Raw genomic sequence first — 20,950 nt, 5'->3', positions numbered from 1 at the left:
TGCCGATATTGGCGATGAAAACACCAAAGAATAAATGATGAAAGCGGCCTAAATTAGGCCGCAATTTCTTGAGTGATTACCAATTTAATTTACTCATATCGCAAGATCAGCGACGGACGCGTACTCGCGGCTTTAAAGGCAAGTGTCGCCACAGTCAACCAAGTGATACCGGCAACCACCAACGCTGCTGCGCCATAAACCCACATTGCTTGCTCAATGCGGTCATTAAAGTTTGCAAGCCAATCACCAACGAGCCAATAAGTTACCGGATAAGCAATGGCGATACTGACTCCCACCAAAATCAGGAACTCTTTTGCTAAGATATTCACAATGCTTAGCCGTGATGCCCCCAAGACTTTGCGTACAGCTACTTCTTTTTGACGGCGAACCGTTGCAAAGGATGCCAATCCAAAAGTGCCTAAACAGGTTAAGAATACAGCTAGCGCGGTGAAGATAAGTACTACCTTAGAGATACGCTCATCACCACTAAGTACCGCCCTATAACTGTCTGAAAGTAGATTTATCTCTGGTTCATACACGTTTGCGGTTTTTGCCAACACACTAATCAAGTCTTGTCGAATCTGTGCTAAATACTGCGGGTTAATCGTTAAGATTACTTCAGATGTTGGATTAAAATAAGTAAACCCCAATAAAAACATAATATTAGAACTCGCTTCTTGTGCATTCCCCACTTTGACGTCAGCGACGACGCCAACCACTCGCATCTCTACGTTGCGGCCAGTATCTTTGATAGTTTTGCCAATAATATCTGCAACATTACTGTAGCCAGCTTGCTTAGCGACCGACTCGGTAATAATGGTGCCTATTGTGGTTACGCCGTTAACTCGATTTGACCAATCACCGGCAAACTCTCGGCTAAAGTCTCGACCTGCAAGTAGCGTTAACCCCAACCCTTTGACTACCTCGTAGCTTGTGCCAATAACTGGCGTTAAGGATTGCGACTGTTCACCATTTGGCCACGTTGGTACTAGGGTGTTATTAATCGAGCGAGTCAGCTGCGTATCTATCACACTGATATGTTCAACGCCCTCAATCGCCGCGAACTGTTTAACTAATGACGTTGGCGCTTTTGTAAAAGCCGCTTTAACGGGCACTTCTGAGACCACCAAACGCTGTGTGGTTTCGTAACCAAGCGGTAAATTTTGCAAATGTGCCAACTGGTACTGTAGCGTTATCGAAGCAATAATTAACCCAACCGCAAGTGCTGCTTGTACAGTTAAAAGACTTTTGCGCACCCAAATCGCGGTACTCCCACGCTGTAAATCTCCGCTTAGTACGCGTTTAGCACTAAAAGATGAGATAAAAAATGCAGGATAGAGACCCGCCAACAAACCCACGATGACGGCAACCGCGACTACTACGACACTAAACATAGATGCATAATCAATACTTAATTCACGGCCAACTAGATTGTTGAAACTTGGCAATAGTAGCTCGACCAAAACACAGGCTATTGTCATTGCAAGCAATGACACGAGTACAGACTCAGATAAAAACTGTGCAACTAATTGCGACTTGCTGGCACCAAGCGCCTTGCGTACACCCACTTCTTTTGCACGTTTGGTCGACTGTGCAACCGTCATATTAATAAAGTTAAAGCCAGCGATAAGGATCAGCAGCACGCTTAAACCAACACAGATCATCACCACTTGTTTCGCACCACCCACTTTCATTTCAAACGGCGACTTTGCAGTAAAGTGAAGCTCCGTTAAGGGGTGTAATTGCAGCGATAAGCGACCCTTAAAATCACCGAAATAATATTTCTCAGTCAGTATGCTTTCCAAAGCAATAACATCTGTTTGCGGCGCCAATCTTAAATAAACATAACTAGAAGTTATATCCGTATTGGCTGGATCATGCTCTACAGACACTAGGTTTTTAAAGCCAAAATGCGTGTTTTCAGGTAAATCTGTAAATACTGCACCTACCGTATATTGGCCGTTTTTATGCTGTAGAGTCTCGCCAACCACGTTTGTGCGACCAAAAATACGCTGAGCTTCTGAACTACTCAATGCAATGCTATTCGGTACACTCATGGCGCGACTTAGACTACCTGCCACCGTTTCCATATCGATAAAATTCTCGATATTTGCAGTTGCGCCATAAAGGTCATTCAGTTTAAAACCTTGATTTTTTACTGTCACATCTACTTCAGCTTCGCGAGTAAACTCCACCATCGTCAGCGCAAAAACCTCTTCAACTTGGCTATATTCAAGTGCTCGAGTGCCATTGATGTAATTAAAAATAGGAACGACCCCAAGCCCTAATTGCGAATAGTCTTGTGCAATTCGATACACACGCTCAGCATGAGGTTGCTGGCTATCGTAAGATAGTTCATTTTTTGCAAACAGTGCGACCAAAATTGCCGCGGCTAAGCCCACACTAAGCCCAAGTACATTTAAAATAAAATGCTGTTTTTGCTGCTTAAAAGCACGCAATGCTGTTATTAGATAATTCACTATCATCGTTATGCCACCTCTGATTTTTGTGGTTGCACCACCGTGTTGGCTTTGTCTAACATCACTTGGCCATCGAGAAGGCGTACAAGTCTATCCGCGTATGACCCCTCTTTTTCTGAGTGCGTTACCATGATCACGGTTGTGCCTTCGCGGTTTAGCTCGCGTAACATCGCCATGACTTCTTCGCCGTTTTTGGAGTCCAAGTTACCCGTTGGCTCATCCGCTAAGATAAGTTTAGGGTTAATAACCAGCGCTCTTGCAACCGCCACACGCTGCTGCTGACCACCAGAAAGTTGCTGTGGTAGGTGATCAGCGCGGTGGTCGATGGCAACGCGTTTTAAAATCTGCTCTACACGCTGCTTACGTTCACTTTTTGAGATATTTTGGTATTGCAGCGGTAGCTCGACATTTTCAAAAACCGTCAGCTCATCAATCAGGTTAAAGCTTTGAAATACAAAACCAATAGACGCTTTACGTAGCTGTGAGAGCTGCTTTTCGCTATAGCCCGCAATGTCCGTGCCCGCAAACTCAAACTGCCCAGATGACGGTGAATCCAACATCCCTAGGATGGACAATAAAGTAGACTTACCACACCCAGACGGGCCCATAATGGCGACAAACTCACCTTCATTAACAGTTAGGTTAATATCGTTTAGCGCAGTCGTTTCAACGTCTTGAGTACAAAATACACGGTTTAGGTTAGTTAGTTTTATCATTGTTATATCCTTAGAAATTGAGTTGTTGCGCTTTGTCGAAGTTGCTATAGCTTGAGGTGATCACTTGCTCACCTTGTGATAAACCATCTAACACTTCGTAATAATCTTGATTCTTTTTACCTAAGCGAATGTCACGACGCTCGGCGGTTTTGCCATCACTTGCCAACACGTATACCCAATTACCGCCAGAGCTTGTAAAAAAGGCACCGCGTTTTAGCAATAAGGCATTTTCTTTGTTGCCGCCAAGCATCAGTTCGACATCTATGCTTTGGCCGCGTTTAATGTCGCTTTGGCCGCTTGGTAACGCCACTTCTACCTGAAATTGTGATTGCGTTACACGGCTATCAATTTTGCTCACCTTGGCACTGACTAAGCCACTGTCTAACATCACATTCACTGCCATATCCGGTTGTACTTGATTTAAATAAAACTCATCAAGGCGGACAACCAACTTGTATTCATTCGGAATGTCAATTTGGCCTAACCGTGCCCCTTTACTCTTTGACTCACCGATTTCAACATCCAGCTCACTCAAGTAACCCGATACCGGCGCTTTGATCAGTAGGTTTTCGAGATTTTGACGGGCAAATTGCAAGTTCTTCTGTAACATCTCAGCACTGTCTTCTAGCTGTTCTACTTGCACTTTACGAATTGAATTTTCCTGCGCTTGGCGCTCTAACGTCAGCTCCTTTCGGGCCTTGTAATACTGTAAATCGTCTTCGATTTCAGACAATCTGTCGGTTGCCAGCACACCTTTTTCAACGAGTGGCCTGGATTGCTTATAACGACGTTCCAAATGGCTAATTTGTAAGTCAATTTCCAGCAAGTCACGGCGTAAATTAAGGCGACTGGTTTCCATGGTCATTTGGGTGTTTCTTAGGAAGTTAAGCTGCTCTGTTACTTGTGCTTCGCGACTCATCACGTCTAGCTGTAAACTGGTATTGCTCAGTCTCACTAATGGCTGACCCGCTTCAACAAACTCACCCTGCTCCACCAAGCGCTCTTCCACTTGACCACCGGCGATGGTATCTAAGTAAATCGTGGTTTTTGGTACGACTTGACCACGTAAGCTTAGTGCGTCCACAAACGCCCCCTTGCTTACGGTACTCACCGTAAGGCTACTCAGTGCGAGATTTTGACTACGACCTGAAGAGGCAGTGTTATTGAATGCCAGTGCCGCTGCTGCAATGCTCAGTAATACACCACCTGCCACCGCTTTCTTAAGATGTTTTTGTAATCCTGAACGCTCTATTTTCTTATCCATAATCACGCCTCTTGTTGTTAGTCGGTTAAATCGTTTTATCGAATATGTATGACTAATATCAAGCACCGTGCCAAGCTTAATTTTATTAGCAATTACAAAATGTTAGGCATTTAGCATTATATTCTAAGAATAATAAGTGTCCGGAAATAGAACACATCAAAAATAACAAAGTGTCCATAAATGAACACTTTTCGTAGACGAGATCTAAACGATTGCGGTACGCTAAAAGAAAAATAAAGCGATCAGGATATGAAGCAGGAAGGCACCATATTAATTGTCGACGACAACAGCGATATATTAATTGCAGCAAAGCTTTTGCTAAAAAAGCATTACCAAACCATCATCACCACAGATAACCCCTTTGATATAGAAGCGCAGATTACATCGCAGCAAATAGATGTGATCTTGCTCGACATGAACTTCAGCCAAGATGCTATTAGTGGCAAAGAGGGCTTCTATTGGTTAAAGAAAATTGTCGAGCAAGACCCAAGCATCGTGGTGTTGTTAATGACCGCCTATGGTGACATTCAGCTTGCCGTTGACGCGATAAAAGCAGGCGCCGCCGACTTTATCGCTAAGCCTTGGCAAAACGACCAACTACTCGGTGCGGTTGCCGCCGCATTTGCGCATGCCAAAGACAAACAACAGGTTGGTAAGCTCACTCGTCAGACGCAAGGGTTAAATCAGGCACTCAATCAATCCAGTGGTAGCCATCAATTTGCTTTTTTAGGCCAAAGCTCGGCCATGCAAAAGGTATTTAGTACCATCGAACGCGCGGCACTCACCGATGCCAACATTTTGATCACCGGCGAAAGTGGCACGGGCAAAGAGCTTGCCGCCCACGCCATTCATCAGGCGAGTATGCGTCGCGACAATACCTTTATCAGCCTAGACATGGGTGCTATCTCCGAAAATTTGTTTGAAAGCGAATTGTTTGGTCATAAAAAAGGGGCGTTTACCGATGCGAAAAGCGATAAGGTCGGTCGCTTTGAACTCGCACACGAGGGGAGCTTGTTTTTGGACGAATTGGGCAACCTGCCGATGGGCCAACAAACAACGCTACTTGCAGCGCTACAAAATCGACAAGTCACTCCTGTAGGCGGCAATAAGCCTATTTCAGTGGACATACGCCTTATCTGTGCCACCAACGATAATCTGCAACAAGCGGTTGATGAAGGTCGTTTTAGGCAAGATTTATTATATCGGATCAATACCATAGAGATCCGTCTGCCACCGCTTCGCGAGCGTGTCGATGATATTCCACTGCTCGTAAACTACTACCTTGAACACTTTTGCCACAAGTATAAAAGGCAGCTTGAGGTAAATAGCAGCGACATGCAATGTCTACAAACCTACCCGTGGCCCGGTAATGTCAGAGAGCTCGCACATGCTATCGAACGTGCGGTGATCTTAAGTGAAACCGAGTTTTTGGATATCAGTACCGTGATTGGCACTAATCCCACGGCGGCACAAGCAAGTATGGAAGATACCTCGGACACCAATACACTCACTTTTGAAGGCACTTTCAACCTTGAAGAAATTGAACAACATACGGTGCGTGCAGCGCTCAAGCATTATCAAGGCAATGTCTCAAACGCAGCCAAAGCGCTCGGGTTAACCCGAGGGGCAATGTATCGTCGCTTAGAAAAGTACGATTTGTAGGAAGAAAAGAAATGACACGCGTTGCTCACCATCCCATCCTTGTTTTTTTCTTTACTATCATTGGTCTAGTAATTTCCAGTGGGCTCTCGCTATATTTGTATATACAAGGTGGCTTTTCGGCAACTTGGCTGTTGATCACCCTTATTACCATCACGTTTATTTCAACCTTATACTTTCAATTTAACAAGCAAAACAAGCACATGGGTTTTGTACTTAAGTCTTTAGCCAATGGCGATAGCTCCTTGGGACTAAGCCAACATCACCCAATGCGGCAACACTTAGAAGAGATCAAAACGCGGATCCAAAGCGCGCGGTTGAGCGCCGAGCAGCAAGCTCACTTTTTACAAACCTTGCTAGTGCATATCGACTTAGCGGTTTTGGTGTTCGACAGCGAAGGGAAGGTTATTGAATCAAACCCAGCGGTAACCCGCCTACTCGGTAAACCCATTAATCAAAGTCAAGACTTAGACCATCTTGCACCTTTGGTTAATGAATGCGATAAGAGCTTGAAAACGATAGCAAATTGGCAATATGGTGAGCAACAAGATAACTTGTCTATACAAATAACGTCAGCGCAGATCCAAGGGCAAATTCGTAAAATTGTCACCTTACAATCCATTCGTGATGCATTACAAAACAAAGAGCAGCAAGCCTATAAACGCCTCACCAAAGTGCTTACGCACGAGGTAGCTAACTCTATTACACCTCTGTCATCCATTGCACAAACCTGTGGGGGACTCTTGCCCGACACATTGAGTTTTGACGATGAAGAAGATAAACAAGACCTCGCCTTAGCGTTGCAAACACTGGCAAAACGCACTGAGTATCTGGGCGCTTTTATCGCCCGTTTTAGAACGGTGAGTAATTTACCCAGCCCAGCGCTGCAACCTGCCCAGCTTGCGCCGCTGGTAGAGGGCATCTATCAGTTACATCAACAAAGCTGTCATCAAGCGAACATAGACTTACAGCTTGATGTTAGCCACTCCCAACTGGTGATGTTAGACACGGCTCAAATTGAGCAAGTACTTATTAACTTAACCAAAAATGCCATAGAAGCGGTGCAGCAGCGCAATGCCGAAGATCAGCGAAACACCCGCCAAGTGGTATTAAAGACCGGAGCCAATAACGCAGGCCAGCACTATATAGAAATAAGCGATAATGGGCCCGGCATTGCCGAACATGTAGTCGACATGATTTTCGTGCCGTTTTTTACCACTAAACAACAAGGCTCGGGGATCGGCTTAAGCCTCTCGAGACAAATTATGATTAATCATGGCGGCGACTTAATTTATCTTAAGCGCGAGCAAGGCGCATGCTTCAGATGCGTATTTGGTTAACTCACTTGAGCTTTGCTTAAGGGCTTATCTTTAGTTAAAGGCAAATAAGACTACAGGCTAGGTCTAGCTTTGAGGATTTGTGAACTTATAAAAAGTCGGTAAACTAGAAGTATCTAATTTAGGGAAAAGTTCGTGCACACCGTATACAAACCTATTCTTACTATTACTGGAGTTGGCTGGACTGCCGTCATCATATTTTTAACCGCAATCGACTTGCTGCACGATTGGGTTGAGATAGAAAGTGAGCGGCTGAATAACCCTATCTGGTGGGCCTTGCAGGAATGGGGGCTTTGGTATATTTACACACCTATACTCTTCTTATGGCTAAATAAACTCAGCCAACAGAATGAGGTATGTTGGCGCAATTACCTCGTTTGCTGCTCGGTTTTATTCGTGCTGAGCATGTCTATACAAGCTGGATTCGACTATCTCGTTTATCGCGATGATATTCCCTATACCTTGTATTATTTTGCGCCATTACACCCGCTGGTGATCTACGTATGCTTTATGATTTGGCACAAGTTTATCCGTATTGAAAGCAACGAAGAAAACAATAGCACCGCGATAAATCAACGTTTGCTTGTGGATTTAGGCAGCGATAAGTCATTTGTACAGATCAAAGACATAGTGCATATAGTGGCTGCTAAAAACTATGTTGAAATTCACACCGAGTCGCACCAATACCTCAAGCGAGCAACCCTATCTCAGTTTGAAGCCATGCTGCCAACCGATATGTTTGTGCGCACCCACCGCTCTTATTTGGTTAACTTGACCTATGTTGAACGTATCATCACCAAAGCATCTGGCAATGCCATCATCAAGTTATCAACGGGCGCGCAAATTGGCTTGAGTAAAGGTTACAAGAAAGCACTAAAGTCACGCTTCGATACACTTTCTCAGGCCGCATAACACCAGCGGGCAACGTGAACCCGCTTACGGTTTCCCGTCGATCCGTCCCATAGAACCACCTTACGTACCTAATAATTTGTTTTATCTGCTTTTTTATTTTTAATAGCGCAATGGAGAGCTTTTTATTCAAAGAGGAACAATGACGCGATTTCATCCCTCCACGGCGGCCTATTACGCTTTAATGAGCGTCATAAGTAGCGGCGTTTACGCCAATATGGATAACGCTAAACCGAGTGTTTATGCTGGAAGTTCACTGCAACAGTTTGCAGCACAAGATGCACTTACAGCCATCGAGCGCTTACCGTCATTCACACTCATAGAACGAAGTGGTGAGCGCGGCCTCGGAGGCAGTTCTGCCAATATTTTATTAAATGGCATGGAGATCCGCGTAAAGTCTGGATCGGTCTCGAAGTATTTAAAACAACTTCCCGTTGACCAAATCGTTGCGCTAGAAGTGTACCTAAGTCACCACCCATTCCCTTCACTTAAGCAATATAATCAAGTTGTTAACATCATTCGTGATGAAAAAACCAATGCCTATAATTGGCAGCTAGGCAGTGCAATAAATGCCAGTGCCTCCACTGGCATAACAGCAATGGCGGGATTTGCATTACCTATAGAGCAATGGACACATAGCGGTCATATTCAAGTTCAAGATGAGCCGTATAAAAGCACCAGCCAAGGTCAGCTGTTCGCATCTAGTAATACTCTCGAAGAAAAGAGCGAAGAAACATTTAAAGAGCAAAGTGAGCGAATAACGCTCTCACTTACCAGCCACAAAACCATACAGGATGGTGCCCTAACGCTCAATGTTCAGGCTGTAAAAGACAACTTGCAATCGCAATACGAATGGCTGTACCGCACGCCAACTTCATCCAGCGATGTTGAATCTGCGTTTTCGCAAGAGCGCGATAAAACAAACACTAGCGAAATGTCTATCGATAGGCAGTGGCAAGGTCAGCGCTGGAGCACACAGCTTACAGGCTACTACTCAAAACAAAAGAATGAGTTACATATGCTTGATGGTCTCTCTGCGCAACTTTCAACACCGAGCTTTACACAGTATAAGCGTACTGACGAGCGAGTAATTCGCCTGATGGTAAACGACGCGGTCTCGGAGTACGGTCTTGAGGCCAGTATCAATCGCGTAAATGCCAACACACTATTGCCCGAGGAGCAGTTACACAGCACGATAAAAGAGCTAAGTTTTGAGCCCTTTGCTGCTTTTACTTGGTCGCTTTCACCGAAATGGCGGTTATACAGCAAACTGGCAGCCGAGCAGGCAACACTTTCGACCAATAGTAGTAAGAGTGAAGATATTCAGCATCTCATCGCCAAGCCGTTGGTGCGATTAAATTATGACGCGACAAAACACATTCAGCTTACGGCCACCTTAAAACATGAAGTGGAACAGCTCGATTTTTCACTTTTTTTACCAGAGCTCAACGCAGGATTTGGCCGCTTACAGTTTGGCAACCTAGAAATAGAGCCAATGCAGTACACTGAACTTGCGCTGCAAATTGATATTGAAGAAGGTGAAAGATGGCGTTTTAACGTTAAACCTTTTTATCAGTGGCAAAAAGATGTGCATGAATATCAGCAAGATAATCGAGGTGAAAGCATAGTTGCAAATGCCGGGGATGCCGCGCTTTGGGGGCTAGATGGTGCAGTTAATCTAGACTTATCAAGCTGGATCAACAACAGTCAGCTCAATCTTGATTATAGTTATCGAGACGCATCATACCGTGACGCGCTCACAGGAAAACGTGCGATTAATGGGACTGTTCCACATAGGGCTAGCGTGCAATTTCGACAAAGCTTTAATCGCTTTTCTTGGAGCGCAGAGATTTCCAGTGGGGATAGTTATCGCGAATATTATCCCGACGAGCAATTTATTGAAGCAGGCTCATTGCAATTGACTTTGCAAGCGCAGCTTCAAGTAAGCCAGCAAGTTAAGCTCAATCTAGAAGCTTCGCCACTCACGTCTAGATACGAATATCGACGCTTGTACTACAACACCTCACGGGCAGATAGCGTAAGCGCCGTGGAAACGATTCGTGAACGTGTACCACCTGAGTTTGCGTTCACGCTAAGCGGAAGTTGGTAGGCCGATACTAATTGTGCCTACCGACTTTAGTGTCCTGACTAGGGCCTGTTTATCTTTCAAGTTTGTTTTTGCAGCAGTTTGATTGGTATTTATACAAGGCAGAGCCGGCGTAGCATAGTTATTCTATGTGAGTCAGGCGATAACACAGTAGAAATGCCAATCAAGCGCTGCCTTTTGGGTTCACCTGAGTGCGCTTTGTTCATTGTTGATCAACTTTTGCCTAGATTACTAGGCGGCAAGTCGAGTGTCGCGACTAAAACACACTCAGGAGAACAAAAGTCAAACAGCAAAGGTCAACAGGCCCTAATATCGCTCTAAATGATTGAGAATATGTGGAAAAATATCTACATCAGCCTGACGCCCAAAGATACAATCTATGTGCGCGTAATTGGGGATCACCTTACGCGTAAACTGAGCATCACCAAAAGCAAGACAAAGGCGTTCATAGGTTTTTTTCGTGCTCTCAGGTAAATAGCATTCGTTATCTGCCCCGCTAATAAATAGCGTCGGCACGTTTAATCGGTTGATGTGTGGCATGTAAACGTCCTTGCCATCTGCATCAACCAGTTTTCCTGCGCGACAAATTGCAGCAAGGTGCTCTAGGGTTTGAATATTGGCTTCGGCAAATAGTTCATCAATATGCTCATGCAGCAAATCGGTTAACTGATCATGACGGTATAAGGAGGCGTACATAAAGGTCACGCGATGGCAGCTGTCATTGTTGCATCGCCCCTGTGCTTCAGCGAGCGCGTACAAGCCTAACGCCTTATCATACAAAGAGGCAAGCCCATTGCTCTGCTGTGGTACTCGCGCCGTTAGCGAGTCTACGCCCAGCCTTTCTAAAAATGAGGGGAGGTGTAAACCTGTTTTCATTTTTGTTGCCATCGGTACCACGACGTCCGCCGCAATTTGTGATGCAACAACACTGCGAACCCCTGAAAGGCCGCGAAGCATAGACATAAAGAAGGTCGTAGCACCATAACAATGCACCACCGCCTGAATACTATCTGCTCCCGTGATGGTTCGGATCTTGTTCACTGCAGCAGGGTAATCGTATTTCGCTACCTGATCGCCATTTGATTGCTTTGCGGCAGCAGGCAACAAAATACTGACTCGATAATCCAATAGCCACACGTCATATTGGTTAGCGACTAGGTACTCGACTAAGTTGGTATCAATCATGTCGGTGGAAAAGATACTCGAAGCAACTCCCAGACCATGCACTAACATAACTGGGCCCTTGTCACCGCCACGATAACGAGTCAGCGATAGCTGCACATGATCAGCTGTATCAAACAAGTATATTTCAGGTGTTGGAGCCCTTAGCGGCCGCTTTTTGCGCACCAATTCACCACTGTGCGTTTTTTCTTGGTAAAAAATACTGCCGTAACTTTGATATAGTGTGCCCGCAAAAAATTGCCCAAAGCGCGCGATGGCTTTTAAGCGAGCCGCTTTACTCTCGGCATGACTTACACGAATAGTGGCAAGCTGCGTCACAAAATCAATCGGCGCTATTTTCATAATACCGTGACCACATACGGCCCCTTGAGTATCTTCTCCTTCATGAATATCAACAAATAAGGTTGTAGTATCATCCCAAAGATCGAGAGAGTGAGGGTCGTCTTTGATTAACTTAAAGGCATTAAAGAAGTACTGCTTGCCATCCTCCGCCGTTAAATTCATTTTATAGATCATCTTCCGAGTATTTGGAGGAAAGGCCTGACGCTCAAACAAACGAAACTCACCATTGCGAACGGTCAGTGGTTTATCAGAAAGCAGATTGCACTCAACGCGACCCGAAATATGCGCTTTATGTTGTGGGTCGGTCAACATCACCTCTAGATCCGTCGAGGTGACCGTCAATACAAACGACAGCGTTTGGTTTGTTTCTTGACCCTGCTGATAGGCAGCCAAGTAGGTTTGTAAAGAGGTAATGCTTGGCTCTACCACGCGGCTAAAATAGCCCTGCATGCGCTCTGTAAACGCCAACCCTGTTGTAGTCGGCTCAGCGCTACGGGAGCGGCTTGATGGCAATTGATAGTCAATTTGCCAATCATGGTCCTTGGCGATAAGTGCACAGCAGCGCTCCGTCAATGCACTTATCGTAAGCAGCGGATTGACCGCAAGCGACGTTGGAATGATGGCACCATCTGACACATAGAGCGAGTCGTAGCAGGCATCACTCTCTCCTGTAAACACTTGCCCTTTATGATTCACCACCCCTTCGGAACCCGTCTCAGCAAGCCGACAGCCACCTAAAGGATGAACTGTAACCAAGCGATTATTCAACCACGGTGACCAAATTGGGTTTTTAACATAGGTGCCACCGAGCGCCGCTGTCGCTTGAAGCAGCTTTTCACTCGCATGATGAAAATTAGGCTGAGATCCTAACTCTGGCCAACGGATGTTCAACTTGTCTTGCTCTAAAGTTATGACACCTTGGCTATCGTCATGGCTCATTACTAAGTAGGTCTGAGTATGTTTTACCGCACCATGATAAGCGCCTCGCCATTGGCTTTGCCATACTCTCGCTTGCTCCTCCAAAGCGTCATAAAAACCATGATCCGTGTCGAGCCCAACTACACCCGCAGCACTTGCAAGCGCAGTTGGTAACACTCCCGCCATGGCGCCGGGTAAACTTCCCTCTTCAATAATCATTTGTTGCGCGCGTTCGCTCGCTTCACGAAGATCGATTGCACTAGTGATACAAGGCCCTGTAGGCGCTTTGTCTTCAGGCTCTAGGTTACCAACCCCAACACCATCAATTTCGCTGTCGCAGTTATAGCCAAAACCCAACATATCGCCATTACCAGTAAAATGCTGACCAAGTTGCGAAGAGATAGCCAAACCGCGACTTTGGCTACGCAATAAAATTTCATTACTGCCCAGCGTGCCTGCAGCCAAAATCACAAGATCCGCCTCAACAAATAACGGTTCAGCAGAAAAGCACTCTGCGCCGGTTCCCATGTCTTGGTAAAACACCCGCCAACCAGAGTCGATTTTCTCAAGGTAGCGCACACTGGCCTGGCAATAAATTTCTGCGCCATGATTCCAAGCATCCGGTAAGTAGTTCATTCGAGTGGTATTTTTGGCATTGAAATTACAACCAGACACACAGTCTCCGCAGTTATTACATGCTTGCTGCTCAACACCCACATGGTTGATGCCACCTTCTGGGGTCGCAAAACATACATTGATTGGTACTTTATTAAAGGGGGCTTCTAATGCATTTGCCGACTGCTGGTGAGCCTTAAGTTTATTCAAAGTTGGGTAATGTTCAGGGTATAAGGCAGGCTTCAGCATCTCTCGAGCCCGCGAGAATCCCTCTTCCAACAAACCATCCTCATCATCTCGGATCGCGTGTGGCCATACTGGATCTCTCAGTACTGCATCTACTGGGGACAAAGCAACATTGGCATTGATAAGAGAGGTACCACCTAAGCCACAACCGACGACGACATTCTGTTCACGGTGCATATGAATATCAAATAATCCCAAATGAGAGCCCTTGTGCCCTGTTTGGCTATTAAACTGCAACTCACCAGCGGCCTCCAACTCGGTATCCGGAAATTCTCCCGTTAAAAACTCGCGCCCTCGCTCAAGTAGGCAGACTGATTTTCCGGCTCTCGCCATGCGTGACGCAGCGATAGAGCCACCATAACCACTACCAATAACAAGTACATCGTAATGCGGCTGAATTGCCGCCAGAGGTGAAGAAATTGGTTTCATTTGCTTGATTCCCTCTTCTTATTTTCGCTCACCACCTTGACCGTGGCGATGCTATCCGTGAAGTATCCTCCATCGGAGGCATACTGACCCTAGCAATAAGAGTAGAGCATTTATTGCACAATGGTGCAGTACACTGGTTAAATAATCCGGAGGATCAGCGGCAACAATAACAAACACCCCACCCCCCAAAGAATTTTATTGTTTGTCAGCAAGGCTGCGCGATACCCCATCATCAACCCAAGGGAGCCCAGCTTTGGCACCAGCCAAAACAACAATCCAGAAAATAGCAGTGTTCCTGTGATCACCAACAGGCTCTCAGGCACACCACCGAGTTGATAACGGCTCAGCCAGAGCGCCAAGGCAATAATCACGCTTTGATGCCAGAGATAAATGGGAAACACCGCTTTATTGAGCCCCGTAAGCAGTGGATGAGGACGGTTAAGATAACGCGCCGCTAATGCTAATATCAACAACACTGCGCACACACGCTGTAACACCAACACAAGACTCCCACCCCAAGTAATGAAGGTAGTGCGCGTGTCTTGCTGCAACCAGTAAAAGTGATATAAAAGCAAAATAATCATGGCGTTGACTGCACAAACCCACAGCAGCACTTTACCTTGTCGAGCAAGCCAAGCCCAAAACCGATTATGCTTAGCAAGCAGATAACCTGCGAGCAGAAAAACAAACCCCTGAAATTCTCTTTTGCTATCACCTTCTAATGCCAACTGAGCCCAGAGTAAGCTTGCAAAAGCCAGCACGCTTAGTAGATAAGTTAACCAGCGCAAAGTGATACAATGCCGGAGCATTACTTGAAGCTTAGAATTAAAGACGATATGCAGTACAGCAAGGAGCAAAGTAAAACGCCATAATTCTCGCAAATACCACAAGTGATTGACATCGACATGGGGCCAAATACCGCTTTGATATTGACTAAATAAAGGGCTGTTAAAATCAATAAACTGTTTGTAAAAATCAACATACCCGAGCGTTAATCCAGCATTTTTCTGCATTTCTGCGTACAGTTGCACTGGCACAACAACCCATATGCTAAATAATAGTGGGAGCAATAACAAAGGAGTACGAAAGAGCATGGCTGTGCATGCTCCTTGTTTATCAAAAATATATCTAAGCGCAACTCCCGAGATAAACCAGATAAGCAACATACGCCATGGTGAGATCACTAACATCAGATATTCTAGCCAAACCGAAGTATAAGCACTTTTGTAGTGAAAACCCCAGTTAGGTACATATAACATAGCGGTGTGATAAAAAATGAGTATTGTAAATGCAATAACACGCAGCCAGTCTAGCTCTACTCGCCGATTTAAATGATCCATGTTATTTTCTTTTTGAAAGTAAACTTACCCCTACAGTGCGCCAATACAGCGTACAAACAAACGAAATTTGCTTAAATAACAATAGCTAGGGATAAACCGTGGAATAGAGGGATAAAATAAGTGACCGCTTTGCGTCCAGTTGCTAGAGTAAAAGAAAAACTCAAACCATGATGTTTTCACGTACCTTTATTCAGCAATACCACCCTTTGATGGCAATGGCATTACTCGCCCTCTTTCTGGCGATTAATAACACCTTAAATGCCATTACTCTGATCATGGATGCCAAGCGAGATGCGCTGCTAGATTTTGCGCTGTGGGAACCTTTCGTGTGGGAATATACCAGTGCAGCTGCCAGTCTAGCCTTAATTCCTGTCATATCTTGGTATTTAAACGCATTTCCTTGGCAGTGGCATAAACCTGTTAACGTCGCTTTTAGCTTTTTTATGGCCTCACTGTTATTTTGTTTTGGCCATGTTGGCATCATGGTGTTATTACGTGAAACGATTTATTTTAGTTTGCAACTAGATTACAACTTTCACCTTTCTTGGTTTGAACTTATCTATGAATATCAAAAAGATGCATGGAGTTTGGTGTTCTTTATTGCACTCATAAAAGGTTATCAATTTAGTGTCTCCCATATGCTTGGTGAAGCATCTCCGATAAAACAAGAAAGCGATGAAGGTGAAACACTCCACAAACCTATTCATCACTTATTGGTACGTAAGCTTGGTAAAGAATTTATCGTTAAAGTTGAAGAGGTTGAGTGGTTACAGTCGTCTGGAAATTACGTCAATCTACACGTAAATGGCCGCATTTATCCGCTACGCTCAACGCTTGCTACTTTATGTCAGCGCTTAGACCCCGTTGGCTTCGTGCGTATTCATCGCTCTTTTGCTATTAATGTGTCTAAAGTGGTGAGTATTACGCCGCTCGCCAGCGGTGACAGTGAAATCGCATTGCAAAGTGGGAAAGTATTAACGCTCTCGCGAACCTATAAAACACAATTTAAGCACCAACTAGGCCTTGAATAAATGGGCAATACACGATCAGTGAGCAATCGCGTGTTATTGCGTTAATCCCATTAATCAATGATAAATGCTGTAACGCTAAAGTTCATTTTGTATCCATTTCATCGCTCTACACTACACAGCCGCAACAGGTAAGGTGCCTATTTTTGCATTTGCACCGAATTTATATACAATCTTATGCGGTTCAGATGCCTCATTGGACTGCATAATAAAAGGATAATAAAAAAGGCTCTATGAAAAACCTCATCACTCCATTACTCGCAGCAATCCTGCTCCTAAATGGCTGTAGCCAAATACAGCAACCTCAACAGGATGAACCAACGCCAGATAACTCCGTGCAAACTGGTGTAAATAAGCCAAGAGAAACAGTTAAAAACGAAGCTAAAACGGTGGTTAAAACACCATATGATCCGCTCGCAACTGATGATTTATGGCTCCGCATTAAAGATCAGCTCAGCTTTGCCGATTCCGACGATAAGCGTGTAAAACAACGGATTGATTGGTATCTCAGGCATCCAAACTATATGGATACCATCAGTGAACGTGCAGCGCCGCTACTTTATTACTTAGTAGAAGAAGTCGAAAAGCGCGATATGCCAATAGAGCTTGCATTGATGCCGCTAATTGAAAGCGACTTTAATACCCAAGCCTACTCTCACAAGCATGCTTCGGGTTTGTGGCAACTCACACCGCTGATTGCAAAACATTATGATGCCAAGATCAACGCTTGGTATGACGGCCGCCAAGATATCGTAGACTCGACCCGTGTCGCATTGGACTTTTTGCAATACCTCCACAAACGTTTTGATGGTGATTGGTATCATGCCATTGCCGCCTATAACACAGGTGAAGGTAGAGTGCTTGCAGCCATTGAACGAAATAAAAAAGCAGGTAAACCAACTGACTTTTTCCATTTGAAGCTACCGCGCCAAACAAGTCACTACGTACCAAAGCTACTTGCGGCATCACAACTGCTAAAGCATGACTTAATGAAGTTTCCTAAGATCCCTAATCGTTCGTTAATCAGCGTTATTAAACTCGAACAACAAGCTATTTTATCTGATCTTAAAGGTTGGAAAGAAGTCGAGGTATTAAATCCAGGCTATGCACGTTTTCCTGCATTACTCGGCGGCCCTGAGCATATTGTCATCCCTACAGCGCGCGTGTCAGAGTGGCAAACCATGCTCACACACTTACCAAAAATGCCCGCGGATACATGGCAACATTATACTATTCGACGTGGAGACTCTCTTAGCACCATTGCAAAGCGCTACTCGCTAACTGTCGCCGAATTAAAAGCCTTTAATCAATTAAAGAGTGACCGTATTCGTGCAGGAAAAAAGCTAATTTTGCCCATTTTGGCAGACAAACAACTGGACTATCAGATCAAACACGGCGATAGTTTATGGCGCATTGCGAAACAATTTAATGTCAGTGTCGCTAAGCTAAAGCAATGGAATCAGCTTTCGACAGATAGACTGAAAATTGGCGATACGTTACTCGTATTTCTGTCGCCCTAGGGCGTAATATCAGTTGGATAAATATGTCAGAACATAATAATAACTCACACTCTGAAGATTTGACCGAAGAGAAACGCACTGAGCGCCTAAACCCATCTCCACATAATTCAAGACAAGCGAGAGGGACATTTAAACTCTCTCGCTCTAAAATGAACACCATTTTAGCCCTGTGTGCGATGTTTATTTCCGCAGCGTCGTTTTACGCCACCTACCTGCAAGCAAAGGCTGCTCAGGAGCAGGTTTCCGCAGCCGAAAAGCAGCTAAAAACTGAAACCTGGCCATGGCTACAATTCAGCTATAGCAACTTTGATTTAGACTCCACTCAAGCAACGATTAGAGTCGATATTCGCAATTCAGGAACCGGACCTGCCATAATCCACTACATTAAGTACGAGTTTGATGGCGAAAATTACTTTGATGTTACCGAACTGATGGACGCTTGTTGTAACCTTAACGCCTATCAAGCAGCGCTTAGTGATGCTCAAGACGAAGAATCAAATATCAATTATCTAAAAAAGTTTGGTTGGTATGTTTCCAGTGCACCACAGAAGATATTGCTGGCAGATGGCGACACCTTCAACATTTTCACCATGCCAAAAAGCAATTTTAATCGCGGGTTATGGGATAAAATCGATGCCCACAAATCAGTTTTTAAGGCAGAGGCCTGCTACTGTTCTATACTAAAACAGTGCTATACCACGAACGAAAAAGCAGTGATCACTGAGGTACCTAGTTGTTCAACGACACCGATAAATTCTACCAAAGAGTAATACAGCACTTATTGCAATTTGAGGGTGAGGTACTGCACTTGTACTTAGATGTGAATGCCAATCCGACGATTGGTGTTGGTTTTCATATGCAAAGTGTTGAACAATTTTGCCAATTACCGATGCGAGATAGACGTTCCAAACGCTCTGCCACCCTACAACAAAAGCGCGATGAATACCGTAATATTAAGGGCAAACCCAGCGGCTATAAAGCTTCTTGGTATGCGCAATATACCGAGCTTACCTTGCCACCAAAGGCATCTAAAAAATACCTTGTAGAGCAAATCAAAGAGTTTGAACAGTACCTCATTCATTTTCTCGCCAAACAAGAAACTGGCAGCATCCCTTATCAGCTATTACCAACACCCGCTAAGATTGCGCTGTTGGATATGGCTTATAACCTTGGTACCAGTAAGTTATTTTTGGCCTTTCCTAATTTAATTAAAGCCGTCAGCGCACAAGATTGGCACAACGCAAGTAAAGAGTGTAGCCGTCTACATATTAGCCCAGCACGAAACGAAGCCACCAAAAAGCTATTCCTCAAGTGCGAGAAATACAAACGCTATCAACTGACTTGGTTTGAAACTTTGGTTAAAAAGCTAAAGCGTTGGCTACATAGCTAACAAACAATTATAACGATTGGCAAACTGAGTTGTTATCCCTCTATAACATATAAACATAATGCACTAATATTATTGAATAAATTTTATTTTCTTGGTTTTTGAACTTGTGAGTTTTTATGCTAACTTGACCAAGTCGCATCTAGGATATGTTGGTTTATTGAGTGAGTCTCTGGCGAATACGGATGGCAGTCATAACTACACCTCTTGTATTTCCAGCAAGACCTCTCTGTCATGACGCTCTAGTCGCTACAGATACAGTTATAGTCTGGTAACAGACCAAGTTAATGGCGCTGGATTTGTAGCTGCCTTTCTAGTTGGCGCAGCTTTGGGTGGATTAGCGAAGAAGCTTTACAATAAATACGCTTCACCTATCGGTCAGCTCCGTGTTCTGGATCTGACCTACTTAGTAGGACACGAAATCATGTTTGAGTTTATTGAGTCTCTGTTACCTGTGTTTTTCGTTTTTATTTACGTAGTACTTCAAGAGAGATGGAAGGAAAAGTGCGACTTACCTTTAAAACAGCATATTTTAATTGTGCTCGCAAAGATAACAATATGCCTAGTTTCTGTTGTGTCATTGGTGTTTATTTTTGGCAGTTGGCTTGGTGCTAGTGAAATACAAATGCTACCAATTGTTGCTATCGGATTCGGCTGCGCCTATGGATTAGCCTGTTATCTACTCGAACCCTTTTACTCTAAGAAAAGCTAAGGCCTGCTACAAACGGGCATAACAGGGGATGTATCAAACATTAGTTCTCAATAAAGCTTTGAAGAATATAGGAACTAAACTGAATGAAGTACATTGCATTATTACTATTATTAGCAACTAACCTCTCGTTATATCTTTATAACGGCGTGCCAAATTATATCTTTGTCTTGCTATTTAGCTGTTTACTTAGCAGTACACTCTATTCTATTTGGAAAAAGCATTCAAAATAGACATTTCAGCTCAAGAAGAAAGACGCTATTGGCTCATAAATCAGGCCATTTTCATTGCGGTGAGAGTGGTATAAGTAGAACTTCTTTACCATCAGCGAGAAAGGCGTAATGGGCTTCGTAACACTAGGTTCTGGCTTACAATTTCGAAATAGCGTGATATGTGGTGAGAATGGATGCGGGTTGTGATAGAGGTCGCATTTTTCTCCAAAAGCACGCAATGGATTGGCTAAATCAAGCAAAGCTTGTGGTTTGTGTTCGGGCTTTAAGTAAAAAATGCCATTGTGCTGCCAGTAGCCATAGTCACCAAAGGTGAGTGTAAATTTAGGCACCGATAGAGCACTCGCAAAATCACAAAGCTCAGCTACTTGTGACTCCTCCACCATAGCAAGAAACGCCAGTGTAAGATGCCAATTATTCGGCTGAGTATTGGCTTTACTCGCGCTCACACTATCCACCAGCCATTGGCCAATATGCGCTCGAGTGTCGTCATCCATGCCAATACCAAAAAATAATCGTTTTTGCATCTTAC

Annotated in this window: 15 protein-coding genes; 9 read left to right on the top strand and 6 right to left on the bottom strand. The window is 44.4% G+C overall.

All coding sequences use genetic code 11. The annotated features are described in order from the left end of the window. Positions 1-89: 89 nt before the first annotated feature. From MHN32_RS12845 to MHN32_RS12835, 3 genes are read right to left on the bottom strand one after another with little or no spacing between them, the layout of a single operon-like run. A complete protein-coding gene (locus tag MHN32_RS12845; RefSeq protein ID WP_239421896.1) occupies positions 90-2,486 on the bottom strand; it encodes an ABC transporter permease in 2,397 nt (798 codons plus the stop codon). A 2-nt stretch (positions 2,487-2,488) separates the two neighbouring features. Beyond that, positions 2,489-3,196: an ABC transporter ATP-binding protein gene (locus MHN32_RS12840; protein WP_102057788.1), complete on the bottom strand. Its 708-nt coding sequence runs from the start codon at positions 3,194-3,196 to the stop codon at positions 2,489-2,491. Positions 3,197-3,206: 10 nt separating this feature from the next. After that, complete coding sequence (locus MHN32_RS12835) at positions 3,207-4,460, bottom strand: efflux RND transporter periplasmic adaptor subunit (protein WP_174170176.1); 1,254 nt, start codon at positions 4,458-4,460, stop codon at positions 3,207-3,209. A 249-nt stretch (positions 4,461-4,709) separates the two neighbouring features. Here MHN32_RS12835 and MHN32_RS12830 point away from each other — a divergent pair, with 249 nt between their 5' ends. From MHN32_RS12830 to MHN32_RS12815, 4 genes are all read left to right on the top strand, one after another. Further along, positions 4,710-6,122, top strand: coding sequence for a sigma-54 dependent transcriptional regulator (locus MHN32_RS12830; protein ID WP_174170175.1), 1,413 nt, complete (start codon positions 4,710-4,712; stop codon positions 6,120-6,122). A gap of 11 nt (positions 6,123-6,133) precedes the next feature. Continuing rightward, positions 6,134-7,459, top strand: a complete 1,326-nt coding sequence (locus MHN32_RS12825) for an ATP-binding protein (protein ID WP_239421894.1) — start codon at positions 6,134-6,136, stop codon at positions 7,457-7,459. Between the two features lie 132 nt (positions 7,460-7,591). After that, complete coding sequence (locus MHN32_RS23855; protein WP_239421892.1) at positions 7,592-8,368, top strand: LytTR family DNA-binding domain-containing protein; 777 nt, start codon at positions 7,592-7,594, stop codon at positions 8,366-8,368. Between the two features lie 139 nt (positions 8,369-8,507). Further along, a complete protein-coding gene (locus MHN32_RS12815) occupies positions 8,508-10,475 on the top strand; it encodes a TonB-dependent receptor (RefSeq protein ID WP_239421890.1) in 1,968 nt (655 codons plus the stop codon). 303 nt (positions 10,476-10,778) lie between these two features. Here MHN32_RS12815 and MHN32_RS12810 read toward each other — a convergent pair whose 3' ends face one another. Then, the gene (locus MHN32_RS12810; protein ID WP_239421888.1) at positions 10,779-14,204 is read right to left on the bottom strand and encodes a GMC oxidoreductase; all 3,426 of its coding nucleotides are present in this window, start codon (positions 14,202-14,204) and stop codon (positions 10,779-10,781) included. 137 nt (positions 14,205-14,341) lie between these two features. After that, positions 14,342-15,544 (bottom strand): acyltransferase, encoded by a 1,203-nt coding sequence (locus tag MHN32_RS12805; protein ID WP_239421886.1) that lies wholly within the window; start codon positions 15,542-15,544, stop codon positions 14,342-14,344. A 167-nt stretch (positions 15,545-15,711) separates the two neighbouring features. Between MHN32_RS12805 and MHN32_RS12800 the strand changes: the two genes are divergently transcribed. From MHN32_RS12800 to MHN32_RS12780, 5 genes are all read left to right on the top strand, one after another. Beyond that, on the top strand, positions 15,712-16,575 hold the full coding sequence (locus tag MHN32_RS12800; RefSeq protein WP_174170171.1) for a LytTR family DNA-binding domain-containing protein: 864 nt from the start codon (positions 15,712-15,714) through the stop codon (positions 16,573-16,575). A 230-nt stretch (positions 16,576-16,805) separates the two neighbouring features. Continuing rightward, the gene (locus MHN32_RS12795) at positions 16,806-18,092 is read left to right on the top strand and encodes a LysM peptidoglycan-binding domain-containing protein (RefSeq protein WP_174170170.1); all 1,287 of its coding nucleotides are present in this window, start codon (positions 16,806-16,808) and stop codon (positions 18,090-18,092) included. A gap of 23 nt (positions 18,093-18,115) precedes the next feature. Then, positions 18,116-18,862: a hypothetical protein gene (locus MHN32_RS12790; protein WP_010606979.1), complete on the top strand. Its 747-nt coding sequence runs from the start codon at positions 18,116-18,118 to the stop codon at positions 18,860-18,862. Beyond that, a complete protein-coding gene (locus tag MHN32_RS12785; RefSeq protein WP_199539668.1) occupies positions 18,826-19,482 on the top strand; it encodes a hypothetical protein in 657 nt (218 codons plus the stop codon). The genes MHN32_RS12790 and MHN32_RS12785 overlap by 37 nt, the downstream gene beginning before the upstream one ends. A 421-nt stretch (positions 19,483-19,903) precedes the next feature. Continuing rightward, positions 19,904-20,191, top strand: a complete 288-nt coding sequence (locus MHN32_RS12780; protein WP_174170167.1) for a hypothetical protein — start codon at positions 19,904-19,906, stop codon at positions 20,189-20,191. Between the two features lie 235 nt (positions 20,192-20,426). Here the strand turns inward: MHN32_RS12780 and thpR are convergent, their stop codons facing one another. Further along, positions 20,427-20,945, bottom strand: coding sequence for an RNA 2',3'-cyclic phosphodiesterase (thpR, locus tag MHN32_RS12775; protein WP_174170166.1), 519 nt, complete (start codon positions 20,943-20,945; stop codon positions 20,427-20,429). Positions 20,946-20,950: the final 5 nt, after the last annotated feature.

It is taken from the genome of Pseudoalteromonas sp. Of11M-6, assembly GCF_022347905.1.
In the GTDB taxonomy this organism is placed as follows: Bacteria; Pseudomonadota; Gammaproteobacteria; order Enterobacterales; family Alteromonadaceae; genus Pseudoalteromonas.
Note: the sequence above shows the minus strand (reverse complement) of the source record. Positions and strands in the feature narration are given on the sequence as shown.

What these genes read in the sequence shown, in the direction of transcription:
- MHN32_RS12780 (WP_174170167.1), top strand. Translation starts at nt 19,904, where the DNA reads ATGTTTGAGTTTATTGAGTCTCTGTTACCTGTGTTTTTCGTTTTTATT.
- MHN32_RS12840 (WP_102057788.1), bottom strand. Translation starts at nt 3,196, where the DNA reads ATGATAAAACTAACTAACCTAAACCGTGTATTTTGTACTCAAGACGTT.
- MHN32_RS12830 (WP_174170175.1), top strand. Translation starts at nt 4,710, where the DNA reads ATGAAGCAGGAAGGCACCATATTAATTGTCGACGACAACAGCGATATA.
- MHN32_RS12845 (WP_239421896.1), bottom strand. Translation starts at nt 2,486, where the DNA reads ATGATAGTGAATTATCTAATAACAGCATTGCGTGCTTTTAAGCAGCAA.
- MHN32_RS12825 (WP_239421894.1), top strand. Translation starts at nt 6,134, where the DNA reads ATGACACGCGTTGCTCACCATCCCATCCTTGTTTTTTTCTTTACTATC.
- MHN32_RS12805 (WP_239421886.1), bottom strand. Translation starts at nt 15,544, where the DNA reads ATGGATCATTTAAATCGGCGAGTAGAGCTAGACTGGCTGCGTGTTATT.
- MHN32_RS12835 (WP_174170176.1), bottom strand. Translation starts at nt 4,460, where the DNA reads ATGGATAAGAAAATAGAGCGTTCAGGATTACAAAAACATCTTAAGAAA.
- MHN32_RS12815 (WP_239421890.1), top strand. Translation starts at nt 8,508, where the DNA reads ATGACGCGATTTCATCCCTCCACGGCGGCCTATTACGCTTTAATGAGC.
- MHN32_RS12790 (WP_010606979.1), top strand. Translation starts at nt 18,116, where the DNA reads ATGTCAGAACATAATAATAACTCACACTCTGAAGATTTGACCGAAGAG.
- MHN32_RS12810 (WP_239421888.1), bottom strand. Translation starts at nt 14,204, where the DNA reads ATGAAACCAATTTCTTCACCTCTGGCGGCAATTCAGCCGCATTACGAT.
- thpR (WP_174170166.1), bottom strand. Translation starts at nt 20,945, where the DNA reads ATGCAAAAACGATTATTTTTTGGTATTGGCATGGATGACGACACTCGA.
- MHN32_RS12800 (WP_174170171.1), top strand. Translation starts at nt 15,712, where the DNA reads ATGATGTTTTCACGTACCTTTATTCAGCAATACCACCCTTTGATGGCA.
- MHN32_RS12795 (WP_174170170.1), top strand. Translation starts at nt 16,806, where the DNA reads ATGAAAAACCTCATCACTCCATTACTCGCAGCAATCCTGCTCCTAAAT.